Annotated in this window: 14 protein-coding genes; 5 read left to right on the top strand and 9 right to left on the bottom strand. The window is 67.5% G+C overall.

The window, feature by feature from the left end; genetic code table 11:
* Positions 1–36: 36 nt before the first annotated feature.
* From trxA to RH864_RS05665, 3 genes are all read left to right on the top strand, one after another.
* Entirely contained in the window at positions 37–360 is a 324-nt protein-coding gene (trxA, locus tag RH864_RS05675; protein WP_310516551.1) for a thioredoxin, read from the top strand.
* Positions 361–527: 167 nt separating this feature from the next.
* Positions 528–1,853 carry an aminotransferase-like domain-containing protein gene (locus RH864_RS05670; RefSeq protein WP_310516550.1) on the top strand — a complete coding sequence of 442 codons (1,326 nt, stop codon included), beginning with the start codon at positions 528–530 and terminating at the stop codon, positions 1,851–1,853.
* 100 nt (positions 1,854–1,953) lie between these two features.
* The gene (locus tag RH864_RS05665; protein WP_396129949.1) at positions 1,954–2,946 is read left to right on the top strand and encodes a D-alanine--D-alanine ligase family protein; all 993 of its coding nucleotides are present in this window, start codon (positions 1,954–1,956) and stop codon (positions 2,944–2,946) included.
* A 360-nt stretch (positions 2,947–3,306) separates the two neighbouring features.
* Here the strand turns inward: RH864_RS05665 and RH864_RS05660 are convergent, their stop codons facing one another.
* The 9 genes from RH864_RS05660 to rpmH form a co-directional block, all read right to left on the bottom strand.
* Positions 3,307–4,284: a ParB/RepB/Spo0J family partition protein gene (locus RH864_RS05660; RefSeq protein WP_310516548.1), complete on the bottom strand. Its 978-nt coding sequence runs from the start codon at positions 4,282–4,284 to the stop codon at positions 3,307–3,309.
* On the bottom strand, positions 4,285–5,139 hold the full coding sequence (locus RH864_RS05655; protein WP_310516709.1) for a ParA family protein: 855 nt from the start codon (positions 5,137–5,139) through the stop codon (positions 4,285–4,287).
* A gap of 1,220 nt (positions 5,140–6,359) precedes the next feature.
* The gene (locus RH864_RS05650; protein WP_310516547.1) at positions 6,360–6,842 is read right to left on the bottom strand and encodes a hypothetical protein; all 483 of its coding nucleotides are present in this window, start codon (positions 6,840–6,842) and stop codon (positions 6,360–6,362) included.
* A 281-nt stretch (positions 6,843–7,123) separates the two neighbouring features.
* Entirely contained in the window at positions 7,124–7,759 is a 636-nt protein-coding gene (rsmG, locus tag RH864_RS05645; protein ID WP_310516546.1) for a 16S rRNA (guanine(527)-N(7))-methyltransferase RsmG, read from the bottom strand.
* 25 nt (positions 7,760–7,784) lie between these two features.
* Complete coding sequence (locus RH864_RS05640; RefSeq protein ID WP_310516545.1) at positions 7,785–8,279, bottom strand: Jag family protein; 495 nt, start codon at positions 8,277–8,279, stop codon at positions 7,785–7,787.
* Between the two features lie 2 nt (positions 8,280–8,281).
* Positions 8,282–9,229, bottom strand: coding sequence for a membrane protein insertase YidC (gene yidC, locus RH864_RS05635; protein WP_310516544.1), 948 nt, complete (start codon positions 9,227–9,229; stop codon positions 8,282–8,284).
* 8 nt (positions 9,230–9,237) lie between these two features.
* Positions 9,238–9,600 (bottom strand): membrane protein insertion efficiency factor YidD, encoded by a 363-nt coding sequence (gene yidD, locus RH864_RS05630; RefSeq protein ID WP_310516543.1) that lies wholly within the window; start codon positions 9,598–9,600, stop codon positions 9,238–9,240.
* Positions 9,593–10,006: a ribonuclease P protein component gene (gene rnpA, locus RH864_RS05625; protein WP_310516542.1), complete on the bottom strand. Its 414-nt coding sequence runs from the start codon at positions 10,004–10,006 to the stop codon at positions 9,593–9,595. Before rnpA ends, yidD begins: the two co-directional genes overlap by 8 nt.
* Positions 10,007–10,013: 7 nt before the next feature.
* Positions 10,014–10,151: a 50S ribosomal protein L34 gene (rpmH, locus tag RH864_RS05620; protein WP_153683454.1), complete on the bottom strand. Its 138-nt coding sequence runs from the start codon at positions 10,149–10,151 to the stop codon at positions 10,014–10,016.
* Positions 10,152–10,590: 439 nt separating this feature from the next.
* Here rpmH and dnaA point away from each other — a divergent pair, with 439 nt between their 5' ends.
* The gene (dnaA, locus tag RH864_RS05615) at positions 10,591–12,042 is read left to right on the top strand and encodes a chromosomal replication initiator protein DnaA (RefSeq protein WP_310516541.1); all 1,452 of its coding nucleotides are present in this window, start codon (positions 10,591–10,593) and stop codon (positions 12,040–12,042) included.
* 401 nt (positions 12,043–12,443) lie between these two features.
* On the top strand, positions 12,444–13,592 hold the full coding sequence (gene dnaN, locus RH864_RS05610; RefSeq protein WP_310516540.1) for a DNA polymerase III subunit beta: 1,149 nt from the start codon (positions 12,444–12,446) through the stop codon (positions 13,590–13,592).
* Positions 13,593–13,796 lie beyond the last annotated feature (204 nt).

Below are 13,796 nucleotides of genomic sequence, written 5' to 3'. Positions count from 1 at the left end.
CCGACCGTTTCCACTCGTCCACCAAAGGAGAACGCAATGACTGCACGTGCCGTGACCGAGGCCACCTTCGAGCAGGAGGTGCTCAAGAACGAGAAGCCGGTCGTCGTCGACTTCTGGGCGGAGTGGTGCGGCCCGTGCCGCGCGGTGAGCCCGATCCTCGACCAGATCGCGACCGAGCACGCCGAGAAGCTCGACATCGTGAAGCTCAACGTCGACGAGAACCCGAACCTCGCGATGAAGTACCAGATCACCGCGATCCCCGCGTTCAAGGTGTTCCAGGCCGGCGAGGTCGTGAAGACCGTCGTCGGCGCGAAGCCCAAGCCGGCCCTCGAGGCCGACCTCGCCGCCTACATCGCGTAGCCGGCAGCAGCGTAGACCGAACGACCCGCCCGGCTCAGCCAGGCGGGTCGTTCGCGTCTGGCGCACAGGCGCACCGACGGATGGCCCCGGCACGAGGCATCCGTCATGCGCCGAGGCCGCCCCCACGCGGTGACTAGCATGAGAAGCCGAGACAGAATGGATGTGATGTGACCACCGACGGCGTCCCGCAGCGGACCGGCAACAACCTCGACCCCTGGTACGCGAACTATGCCGAGCGAGCCGCCGGCTTCGCCGCATCCGAGGTTCGAGCTCTGTTCGCCGTCGCGTCGCGGCCCGAGGTGGTCTCGCTCGCCGGCGGCATGCCGTACGTCTCCGCGCTCCCGCAGGAGCTCGTGATGTCGTCCATGGAACGCGTCATGCGCGAACAGGGGCCGACCGCGCTGCAGTACGGCGGGGGAGCGGGCGTGCCCGCGCTCCGCGAGCACATCCTCGACGTGATGCGCCTCGAAGGCATCCGGGATGCCTCGGTCGATGATGTCGTGACGTCGACGGGTTCGCAGCAGGCGCTCGACTTCGTCGCCAAACTCTTCCTCGACCCGGGCGATGTCGTACTGGCCGAGGCGCCCTCCTACGTGGGCGCGATGGGCGTGTTCCGCTCCTATCAGGCGTCGGTCGTGCACGTCGCGATGGACGACGAGGGGCTCATCCCGGAGGCGCTTCGGCAGACGATCGCGCACCTGCGGGGCCAGGGCCGCCGGATCAAGTTCCTGTACACCATCCCGAACTTCCACAATCCCGCCGGCGTCACGCTCTCGGCCGCACGACGGCCCGAGATCCTCGAGATCTGCCGCCAGAACGAGATCCTCGTGCTCGAGGACAACCCGTACGGGCTGCTGCACTTCGACGAGCCCGCACCGAACGCGCTGCGCGCGCTCGACCCCGAGGGCGTCATCTACCTCGGCTCGTTCTCGAAGACCCTCGCGCCCGGCTTCCGGGTGGGCTGGGCGCTCGCGCCGCACGCCATCCGCGAGAAGCTGATCCTGGCCGCTGAGTCGGCGATCCTCTCACCGTCGTCGTTCAGCCAGCTCGTCGTCTCCGAATACCTCTCGACCGCCGACTGGCGCGGCCAGATCGACACCTTCCGCGGCGTCTATCGCGAGCGCAAGGGCGCGATGATCGGCGCGCTGAACGAGTATCTGCCGCAGCTGTCGTGGACGAACCCGAACGGCGGGTTCTACGTCTGGGTCACCCTCCCCGATGTGCTCGACTCGAAGCAGATGCTGCCGAGGGCGGTGCGCGAGCTCGTGGCCTACACGCCCGGCACCGCGTTCTTCGCCGACGGCCGGGGTCGTCACGCGATGCGTCTGTCGTTCTGTTACCCGACACCCGACGCGATCCGGCTCGGCGTGCGCCGGCTCGCGACCGTGGTGAACGGCGAGCTCGACCTGCTCGACACGTTCGCGGGCACCGGCCCATTGCAATTGCCGAGCACCCCGGGCATCGAGCCCGCGCCCCCATCGGATCTGAAGTGACCGGGTCGTCCCACCCGGCGAAGTCGGAATGAGCGGAGAGCCCCAGATCATGAGCAACACTGAGCAGACGGACGCTACGGAGCCCGAGGTGGCCGGTTCGATGACGGATGCCTCCGCAAGCGGCGACGTTTCACGTGAAACCACCGCCCGAGCACTCGACGTCGTCGTGCTCGCGGGAGGCATCTCGCACGAGCGCGATGTCTCGCTGCGATCGGGGCGCCGCGTCGTCGACGCACTGGTCCGCGCGGGTCACCGTGTCGTCCTGCGCGACCCCGACGCGAGTCTGCTTCCGTTCCTCGCCGAGCACCGACCGGACGTGCTGTTTCCCGCGCTGCATGGCTCGAGCGGCGAGGACGGGTCGCTGCTCGACCTGCTCGCGGCGCTCGATGTCCCGACCGTGGGTTCGCCCGGGGCATCGGCGCGTCGTGCCTGGTCGAAGCCGGTCGCCAGCTCGCTCGTGCGCGACGCCGGCATCGCGGTCCCGGACTCGATCGTGCTGTCGCACGAGTCGTTCCGGGAGCTCGGTGCTTCGAGCGTGCTGCGCGTCGTGCGCGCCGCGCTGCAGGGCGATCTCGTGGTCAAGCCTGGTTCCGGAGGATCGGCGCAGGGCGTCACGATCGTCGACGTGCCCGAGGAGCTGCCGCGCGCGATGGTGGAGGCGTTCACCTACGCCGAGGTCGCCATCGTCGAACGACGGGTGTTCGGCACGGAGATCGCGGTGACGGTCATCGACTCTGGAGACGGGCCGACCGCGCTTCCGCCGGTCGAGATCGTGCCGACGAACGGTGTGTACAGCTTCCAGGCGCGTTACAACGCGGGTGAGACGACCTTCTTCGCGCCCGCCCGGCTCGACACCGCCGCGGTCACCGCGGTCGCCGAGGCCGCCGTCACCGCCCATCGCACGCTCGGGCTTCGCGATCTGTCCCGCGTGGACTTCATCGTCGACCAGTCGGGTACGCCGTGGTTCCTCGAGGCGAACGTCGTCCCCGGGCTGACCGAGACGTCGCTCGTTCCGCTCGCGATCGAGGCAGCCGAGCAGGACGCGTCGGCGATCTACGACGCGCTCGTCCGGCAGGCCGCAGCGCGCGGCTGACGGGCCACGGCTGGTCGCTGCCGACCGGGGGCCCGGGGACGCCGACTGAGCCTCGCTGGTGCGCGTGGCTCACGGCGCGTGGCTGACGGCGCGTGGCTGACGGCGCGTGCTCGAGATGCGCCTAACCGACGCGCGCCTCGAGTCCCGGTGTGGCCACTCGGATCGTGGTGCACTATCCGCGGGGGAGGGCGGTGGTTTGGTGGGCCTGTGGCGCGGTGGATAGTTGGATCGTTGGATCGTTGGTTCTGACTTATCCCAGATCAGAGGGTATTTTCTTCGGCTCAGACCCGGACGCATGCCCCAGCTCAGAGCTCCATCGGGGCGAACGTGTGCCTGGCACGAGCCGGGACACGGTTCCGTTCAGGCGCCCTCGAGCTCCTCGCCGAGGTCGGTGAGGATGCGGCGGAGGTCCTGTACGGTCGCGAAGTCGATGCTGATCGAGCCCTTGCGAGCGCCGAGCGCGATCTTCACGCGCGTGTTCAGCCGGTCACCGAGCCGGACCGCGAGGTCGTCGAGGAACTCCTGGCGCTTGCCGGCCGCGGGCTTGGTCTTGCCCGGCTTGGGCTCGGCGCTCGCGATGGCCTCGGCCTGACGCACCGAGAGGTCCTCGTTGACGATCTTGTCAGCGAGTCGCTGCATCGCCTCGGCGTCTGGCATCATCAGGATGGCTCGGGCGTGGCCCGCGGTCAGCACGCCCGCGGCCACGCGAAGCTGGACGGCCTCGGGCAGCTTCAACAGACGCAGCGTGTTGGAGATCTGCGGGCGCGAGCGGCCGATGCGGGTCGCCAGCTCCTCCTGCGTGATACCGAAGTCGCCGAGCAGCTGCTGGTAGGCGGAGGCCTCTTCGAGAGGGTTCAGCTCTGATCGGTGGAGGTTCTCGAGGAGGGCATCACGGAGCATCGCCTCGTTCGCGGTGTCCTTGACCACCGCCGGGATGGCGTCGAGACCAGCCGCCTTGCTCGCGCGAAGCCGGCGCTCGCCCATGACGAGCTCGTACTTCCCGGGTGTCTCGGGGTGGGGCCGAACGACGATCGGCTGCAGGACACCGAATTCCCGGACGCTGTGCACGAGCTCGGCGAGGTCCTCCGGATCGAAGACGCTGCGCGGCTGTTGCGCATTCGGCTCGATATCGTTCGGGTCGAGGCTCGCCAACCGTGCCCCGGGTACCGTGACGAGCTCGTCCGCCTCGACGGCGGGCTGCTCGGCAACGGCGACGGAGGCCGCCGCGCTCCGGTCGACCTCGGGGAAGAACACATCGACCGGCCGGGTGGCGCGATCCTCACCGGTCGGGATGAGCGCGCCGATCCCTCGCCCGAGGCCAGTGCGTTTGGTTGCCATTTACTTCTTCTCCTCGCCGGGTGCGCCGCGACGAGCGATCTCGGCGGCCGCTTCACGATACGACAGCGATCCACTCGAGCCGTAGTCGTACGAAATGACGCTCTGTCCGTAGCTCGGCGCCTCCGAGACGCGGACTGAGCGGGGGATGATGGTTCCGAGCGTTTGCGCCGGGAAGTGCTCGCGGACCTCTTGGGCGACCTGCTGGGCGAGATTCGTCCGCGAGTCGTACATCGTCAGCAGGATCGTCGAGAGCCGCAGGCTCGGGTTGAGGTGCTTCTCGATGAGCTCGATGTTGCTGAGCAACTGGGAGAGCCCTTCGAGGGCGTAGTACTCGCACTGGATCGGAATGAGCACCTCGCGCGCGGCGACGAACGCATTGATGGTCAGCAAGCCCAGCGAGGGCGGGCAGTCGATCAAGACGTAATGGTACGGCTCGTCCATCGAGGCGAGGTGGCTGTCGAGCGCGCGGCGGAGCCGCTGTTCACGGGCGACGAGCGAGACGAGTTCGATCTCCGCACCCGCGAGATGGATCGTGGCGGGCACGCAGTCCAGCCGCTCGTGCTCGGCCGAGGGCCGGATCATGGGCCCGAGCGGGAGGTCCTGCACCAGCACCTCGTACACGCTCTGCTGCTCCGAGCGGTGATCGACACCCAGCGCCGTCGAAGCGTTGCCCTGGGGATCCATGTCGATCACGAGCACCTTGGCGCCGGCGCGGGCGAGCGCCGCGGCGAGATTGACGGTCGTCGTGGTCTTCCCGACACCGCCCTTCTGGTTCGAGATCGTGAAAACTCGAGTCGTCTGGGGGAGTGGGAGAACGGCCTCCTCGAGCGCGATGCGGCGTCGGGTCTCGTTCATGAGTTCATCGGCCAGGGGAGTTCCTCCGTGGAGCGGCGGCGTTTCACGTGAAACATCGTCGGGGGTGGGCGAGGTCTGAGGGGTGGCGTGGGACGAGATCGTCGAGACGGTAACGGGAGAGGTCGGTGGCGCGAGCGGCGGGGGCGCGACCGGTCGCGTTGCGCTCGCCGGCGTCGGGGCGGCGTGGGTCTTGAGTTCGGGGGAGGGGCCGGGTTCGCGCTCGGATTCGGGTTCGCGGACGGACGCGGGCTCGCGGACGGACGCGGGCTCGCGGACGGACGCGGGCTCGCGCTCGGACTCGCGGGCGACCTCAGCTGCGGGGGCGGACTGGGGATCGAGGCCGGGCTCAGATGCAACCTGCTCAGCGAGGGTGCTCTCAATCGACGTATCCGTCGGACTCGCCCCGCGCTCGCTCAGAATGGGTGCTTGGGGTTGCGCTCGCACCTGGCCGGCCGCCTCGGTCGCGATCGGATGCAGCGAGGACGCCGTCTCCACGGCAGCATCGCCGACAATCTCGCGAATGATCTCGTCCAGCATCATGCGGCTTCCCGCACTCGAGCCATCGGCTGATGCGCTGGACGCGGGTGTCGGTGCGACCTCTTCGCCGTCGTCCGCAAGCGCTGCCGCGGTCGCGGCGTCCCAATCGATCGTGGTCCGCGCTGTCACCGCCGGAGGAGTAGGGGCGGAGTGCGCTTCGGGTGCCACTACGGCGCCCGGCTCGCCCCGAGCGTCTGAGTCACCCGCCGCCGACGAACCCTGGCCCGCGCCACCGACCACGAGCTCAGCGAACGCATCACGTTCGGGGATTCCTTCGATCCCCCCATCGGCCGAGGACGGGGCCGTGTCCGGCGTGTCGACTTCGGCGGAGCGCTCGACGGGGTCGGAGTGCGTTCGTCTGCGGAACCATCCGCGACCCCCGCCTTGCGCCATGCCGACTCCAACCGCACTCGTCTGCTCGATCGGTGCCGGGATGACCGACCCGACACCACTTGGAGTACCAGCCTAACTGCCCGACCCGACATCGACTTTCGCCTCGCGGTGCACCGCGCGCACCCGCCACAATGCGGAGGCGCCCGCGCCAATACCCGTCATGTTTCACGTGAAACGCTGGGGCGAAAGGTGGCATTTCCCCGCACGTACAGGCCAGGCGGGTTGCGCAGAACGCGTCGGGACCGGTCCGATACCCGGCACCGCGCAGAAACAGCCGGATCCCGCGCGTTTCACGTGAAACGACCATGGCGGAAAGGTGGACTCATCCGTTCATACGCATCGTTCAGTTGCTGAGTCCGCCGTTCGCGCGGCCCCGCGATCTCCAGCACCGTCACGTCACCCGGGACATCGCTCAGGAGATCGAGGAGATGGTCGTTCATCTCGGTTCGCAACTCCGCGTCCTCGTCCTCGTCGAGCGCCAGATGCACGTAGCGATCGAGCACGACGACGACCAAGAGATCGATCTCGCGAAGCGCCGCTCCGGCGCGGACCACCATCATTTCCAACGTCGAGGGTGCCGGTGAAGGGCGCCCAAGGGACCCGAGACTCGTGAGATATGCGACGAAGTCCAGTGGAGACCGTTCGAAGATGACGTCACCGCCGAGCGTCGCGTCGGCGACAAGCTCCGTGGACACGCTGAATTGCCGCACGAAACTCGACGGCTCGGCATCTGCTCCCCGCTCGAGGAACTCGTGCGGTTCGGCCACACTCACGAAGTGCGGGGTGCCTCTCGACGAAGTCGGCGATGAGGGTGCTCTTGCCGCTCCCATGAGTCCCCGACACCGCGATGCGCACGCGGAGAGCGTACCGCCGATGTCGGATGCAGGCACAACTGCCCTCGCATGCAGGCGGCGCGTGCGCCGAGAGTGTCGAATTCGTGGAATCGGTCCCGCTCGTTCAGCGCTCAGAATGACGCTGAGCGAAGCGAAACGGACGAATTCGCGAGTCTTCACGCGCTCGCCGGGCGAGACGTACCCCACTTGCGCCGTCGGACTCAGCCGACGGTCGCGCGGAAGACGCGCGTGACCTCGCTCACCTGGCCTTCACCCAGCACGAGCACCTCGCCATCTCGCACCCGGAACTTGCGCATGGCCTTCTCGGCCGAACCGATCTCTCCGTCGACGCCCGCACCCTTCATCAGGACGAGTTGACCACCTGGCTTGAGCAGGGGAGCGGTGATCGGGATGAGCGTGCGGAGCGCGCTCACCGCACGCGCCGTGACCTGGTCGAGTTGACCGCGCAGCTTCGCGTCTTCGGCACGCGCTCGCACCACCTCGACGTTCGGGAGCTCGAGCTCGGCGACCTGCCGCTCGAGCCACGCCACCCGGCGTTCCATCGGCTCGATCAGCGAGAACGAGACATCCGGCCGAATAATCGCGAGGACCAAGCCGGGCAGACCGGCACCCGACCCGACATCACCCACGCGACCGGGCCGCAACAGCGGCGCGACGAGCGCCGAGTTCAGCACATGCCGCGTCCACAGGCGCGGCAGCTCCAATGGGCCGATGAGCCCGAGCTCTTCACCGTGTCGCGCGAGCGCCTCGGTGAACGCACGGCCCTTCGCGAGATGCTCGCCGAAGAGCGCCGCGGCAGCCTCGGGCTCCGGCTCGAGTTCGAGTCGATCGGTCATGGTTTCACGTGAAACGAACGCGCGTTCAGCCGACGCGGGTGATCACGGTATAGCGCTCGGCGCCCTCACCGCGAGACTCCGAATGCAGGCCGCGTTCCGCCACCAGGTCGTGCACGAGCTTGCGCTCGTAGGACGACATCGGGGGAAGCGAGGCCTCCGCCGAACCGGCATCGATACGCTCGGCCGCGCGCGCGACGAGCGCGCCCAGCTCACTCCGCCGCGCGTCGCGTGAGCCACCGATGTCGAGGATGAGGCGTGAGAACGCCCCGGTCTTCGTCTGCACGGCCAGTCGCGCGAGCTCCTGGAGCGCGGTCACGGTCTCGGGCTTCGAGAGCACGGTCAGGTTCGCGCCGTCGCTCGCGTTCACCGAGACATAGGCGCGGCCGTTGCGGGCATCGATGTCGATGTCGCCGTCGAGATCGCAGATGTCGAGCAGCTCCTCGATGTAGTCGGCGGCGATGTCGCCCTCTTCTTCGAGCTGCGCGAGCGAGCGCTCACCATCGTGCTGCACATCGGTCATGGCTACTTCCCCTGCTTCTTCGCGCGCTGCTTGCTGATGGGCTGCTGGCGCTGCGTGGGCTGCTTCTTGATCTCTTCGGCCGGCTGCTCGGGCTGCTCGACGACGAGCTTGCCCTTCTTCGCGAGTCGCGCCTCGCGCGCCTTCGCCGCCTCACTGCCCGGCGTCGGCATGTTCCGGATGACGACGAACTGCTGCCCCATCGTCCAGAAGTTGGAGACGAGCCAGTAGAACATGACGCCGATCGGGAACGCGACACCCGAGAACGCGAACACGAGGGGGAGCAGGTACAGCAGGATGCGCTGCTGCCGGAACATGGGGCTCGCCTTGGTCTCGGGCGACATGTTCTTGGAGACGATCTGCAGCTGCGTGATGAACTGCGAAGCGGTCATCAGCACGATCATCACGACCGCGACGACCATGACCTGCCAGGGGTACTCGCCGTTGATGGCGCCGATGAACGTGCCCTTCAGCGGCGCACCCAGGAACTCGGCGTTCGCGAACGAGTTCGCGAGGTCCTGGGTGAACAGGCCGACGCCGGCCTTGTCGTGCTGCGCATCGTTGAGCACCGAGAACAGGCCGAAGAAGATCGGCATCTGCAGCAGCAGCGGGAGGCAGGAGGAGAGCGGGTTGGTGCCCGTCTTCTTGTAGAGCGCCATGGTCTCGCGCGACATCGCCTCGCGCGAGAACTGGTCCTTCTTGCCCTTGTACTTGTCTTGGATCTTCTTCAGCTGCGGTGCGACCTCGAGCATGCGCCGCTGGCTCTTGATCTGCCGGACGAAGATCGGGATGAGCGCGGCTCGCACCACGATGACGAGGCCGACGATCGAGAGCACCCAGGTCGCACCGGCGTCGGGGTCGAGTCCGATCAGGTCCCACAGCGAGTGGAACGCGACGAGGATGACCTCGATGACCCACTTGATGGGCCAGAGGATGATGCTGATGATGTCCATTGGCGGGCTCAGGCCTTTCGGGGGTGGACGTGGGCGGAGAACTGGGGGAGGGGTGCGGCCTCGGCCGGCGCCCATGCCGCGGGCACCACCCAACCGAACGGAGTGATCCGGTAACGCTCATGAGTCGCAGCGCGAACGTCGTCGATCCCGCCTGGACTCCAGGGATTGCATCGCAGGATGCGCCACAGCGTGAGGGCCGACCCGACGACGAGTCCTCGTTGCTGCACCGAACCGAGCCCGTACGCGGAGCATGAGGGGTAGTACCGGCACACGTCGCCGTAGAGCGGCGAGATCAGCTTCCGATAGGCCCGGAGCACCAGCACCGCCGCGTTCCGCGGCAGCAGGAGCAGAAAGCTCACGAATTCACGCACCGGATGCCTCTTCGCGAACGTTCCGCCTCGAGACCGCCGCCTCGGGAGGGGTGACCGGACGGCTCGGGGGAAGCGCAGCACCGCGCACCGCGGCACGACGGACCTCGTCTCGAAGCGACGAGAACTCGGCCGAGGCCGCAGACGGCAGGGCGCGGACGACGAGGTCGAATCCTCGCGCTCCGTCGGCGATGACCTCATGCCCGGCCGCCTTGAGCCGGCGACGCACCAGATTCCGCCGCACGGCGGTGCCGACCTTCTTGGAGACGATGAAGCCGAAGCGCGCGTCGGTGCCCGACTCCCGTGAGCGCACGTAGCTCACGGTGTGGGCACCGGCGACCTTCGCACCACGGCGCACGACTCGGCGATAGTCGTCGGCGCTCGTGATGCGGTTGGCTTTGGCGAGCACCGAAGACTTACGCGGAGAGTTCGGTGCGGCCCTTGCGGCGACGTGCCGAGAGGATCGCGCGACCCGCGCGCGTGCGCATACGCAGGCGGAAGCCGTGCTTCTTGGCCCGGCGGCGGTTGTTGGGCTGGAAGGTACGCTTGCTCATTCTTCTTCTCCGGCGGTTCGAGATCCCACTCCGACCTGCGTCACAGGTGCGGCCGGCGGGAAAACTTCAGTGCCCTGCTGGGCTGCGGTCAACTGACTTAACCTACGGCCTCGCGTGCGCGCGGTCAAACCCGCTGCCGCTGCTCGGACGCGGATCGAGTCCGACAGTATCGCAGGAGGCTGCGCATCGGCTGTGGAACGACACGCCCGAATCGGCTGGATCCCTCGATCGGCATTTGTCGCGACCGCCCTCGGTTCGCTACGGTTTGAGACCAGTTATCCCCAGCCTGGCACCCGCAAATCTGCGGTTTCCGCGGATCTGCCAACAGACTGCCCACAGGCCGTGGATAACACTGTGAACAATTGCCTCGTGACGCCCACGGCCATGGCCGGGATCGACGGGCGATGCAGCGGAATGTTCGGAACGATTGCGGGGAACGATGACGGAACAGCCCATCTCTGAGACATGGGCGACGGTCCTGGACCGGCTGGGGGGCGACGAGTCGATCACCCCCATGCTGCAGGGGTTCCTGAACCTCGTGGAGCCGAAGGGCATCGCCGCCGGCACGTTCTACCTCGAGGTGCCGAACGATTTCACCGCGAGCATGCTCAACCAGCGCATGCGGGTTCCGCTGCTCCAGGCGATGGGCGTGATCGAGTCCCCGAGCCCGGTCACCTCGTTCTACGTCGTCGTGAACCCCGAGCTCGAAGAGCCCCGCCTGCCCGAGACCCCCGGCGGCGGGGGATCGGGGCATGCGTCCGGGGGCGCGTTCGGCGACGACTATCCGGAAGCGGCCGACTTCCCCCAGACCCCGCATGCGGTGTTCGAGCAGGCCGGCGCCGACCGTCCGCGCGACGCCAGGCTGAACCCGAAGTACTCGTTCGACAGCTTCGTGATCGGCCAGTCCAACCGTTTCGCGCATGCCGCGGCGGTCGCGGTCGCCGAGGCACCTGCGAAGGCGTATAACCCGCTGTTCATCTACGGGGATTCCGGACTGGGCAAGACTCACCTCCTGCACGCCATCGGTCACTACGCCATGAGCATGTACCCGGGCATCCGGGTGCGCTACGTGAGCTCCGAAGAGTTCACGAACGACTTCATCAACTCGATCGCGAACAACCGGGGCTCGCTCTTCCAGCAGCGCTACCGCAACGTCGACATCCTGCTCATCGACGACATCCAGTTCTTGCAGGGCAAGGCGGAGACGCAGGAAGCGTTCTTCCACACGTTCAACAACCTGCACGATCACAACAAGCAGGTCGTGATCACGAGCGATGTGCCGCCGAAGCATCTGACGGGCTTCGAGGACCGCATGCGCAGCCGGTTCGAGTGGGGCCTGATCACCGACGTGCAGGCGCCCGACCTCGAGACCCGCATCGCGATCCTCCGCAAGAAGGCGCAGTCCGAGCGTCTGCAGGTGCCCGACGACATCCTCGAGTACATGGCGTCGAAGGTGTCGAGCAACATCCGCGAGCTCGAGGGCACGCTGATCCGGGTGACGGCGTTCGCGAGCCTGAACCGCACCCCGGTCGACATGCCGCTCGTGCAGACGGTGCTGAAGGACCTCATCACCGACGACAGCGACAACGTCATCGCTCCCGTCGACATCATCACGGCGACGGCGGACTACTTCAAGCTCACGGTCGACGACCTGTACGGGTCGAGCCGTTCGCAGGCGGTGGCGACGGCGCGGCAGATCGCCATGTACCTCTGCCGTGAGCTCACGAGCCTGTCGTTGCCGAAGATCGGGCAGCTGTTCGGCAATCGCGACCACACGACGGTCATGTACGCCAACAAGAAGATCTCGGAGCTCATGAAGGAGCGCCGCTCGATCTACAACCAGGTCACCGAGCTCACGGCGCGCATCAAGCAGAACGCCCGCTTCCGCTGATCGGCGCGTCCGGATGCCTCGAAACGCCCCCTGCGGGCGCGTGGCAGCCCGTTCCCCACAAGTGTGGAAAAGCTGTGGATTGTTAACGAGCAACCGCCTGGAGCCTGTTGACGAGCGGCTGGCGCCTGTGCACAACCTCGCGATGACGGATGCCTCGGAGCGGAGCGCGCATGCGTGATTCCACACGCCGTGCACAGATCCACGGGCCCGCGATCGGCGTCGATCCGCCGATCTCCGAACACCATCCACAGTTTCCACAACGGTTAACGCCGTTAAGAGACTTAAGTGATTTCATGTGGCGCTCGGCAACCTGAGCGGATCCGCGCCGGAATCACACCCGAACCGAACCGGAGCGCTGCCGCTAGCATGGGTTCGATCAGCACCTCCACGACGGGAGCACCGTGAGATTCCAGGTCAACCGCGACGTCTTCAGTGAGGCCGTCTCCTTCGCCGTCAAACTCCTGCCGCAGCGCACGACCCTCCCGATCCTCTCCGGCGTGCTCATCCAGGCGAACGAGGACGGCCTCGTCCTGTCCTCGTTCGACTACGAGGTCTCCAGCCAGACCGAGATCCAGGCCGACGTCGAAGAACCGGGGACCGTGCTCGTCTCCGGCCGGCTGCTCGCTGAGATCGCGGGCCGCCTTCCGAACGCGCCCGTGCGGATCGCGACCGAGGAGTCGCGCATCTCGGTGTCGTGCGGCTCGGCGAACTTCACGCTGCTGTCGATGCCGGTCGAGGAATATCCCTCTATCCCCGAGATCGGCGAGCAGTCGGGCGTCGTGCCGGCTGACGAGTTCGCGGGTGCGGTCGCACAGGTCGCGGTCGCCGCGTCCCGTGACGATGTCACGCCCGTCATCACGGGCGTGCAGCTCGAGGTCCGCGAGAACAGCCTGAATCTGGTCGCGACCGACCGGTATCGCGTCGCGGTGCGCGAGATCGCGTGGGACGGCGGCGCCGTCGCGTCCGACGAGACACTCGCCGCGCTCGTGCCCGCCCGGACGCTGCAAGAGGTCGGCAAGACCTTCGGGCACTCCGGCACGATCCAGGTCGCGATCACGAGCCGCGACGATCGCGAGCTCATCGCGTTCAGCGCCGACAAGAAGACGGTCACGTCGCTGCTGATCAAGGGCAACTTCCCACCCGTTCGCCGGCTCTTCCCCGACAACGTCGACAACTACGCGGTCATGAACACGGCCGAGCTCATCGAGGCGACGCGACGCGTGGCGCTCGTGCTCGAGCGTGAGGCGGCGCTCCGGTACAGCTTCACCGCCGAGGGACTCACGCTCGAGGCGATCGGCAGCGAGCAGGCGCAGGCCTCCGAGTCGATCGACGCCATCCTCTCGGGCGACGAGACCGTCGTGTCGCTCAAGCCGCAGTTCCTGCTCGACGGGCTCGCGGCGGTCCCGAGCGAGTTCGTGCGCATCTCGTTCACGAAGACCGAGAACCCCAACAAGCCGGGCCCGGTGCTCATCACGAGCCAGACCTCGCGTGAACAGGCCGGCGGCGACACCTACCGATACCTGCTGCAGCCCAACCTGCTCCTGCGCTGACCGCACGCCTTCACCGTCGGTCGAGTAGCGAGCGCCAGCGAGCGTATCGAGACCTGGTGGACCGCTCTCGGGACGGGGTCGCGGGTCTCGATACGCGTGCTCGTTCCTCGCTCGCTACTCGACCAGCGGGTGGCGCGCTCCTCCGTCGCGCGGACGCTCGACCAGCGGGGCGTCGACCGGCGGGTGGGCCGATGTCGGCGCGGC

The sequence above is a fragment of the Agromyces aerolatus genome, assembly GCF_031432255.1.
Classification (GTDB): domain Bacteria; phylum Actinomycetota; class Actinomycetes; order Actinomycetales; family Microbacteriaceae; genus Agromyces.
The sequence above is the reverse complement of the archived record's forward strand: the minus strand, read 5'-3'. Positions and strand labels throughout refer to the sequence as shown.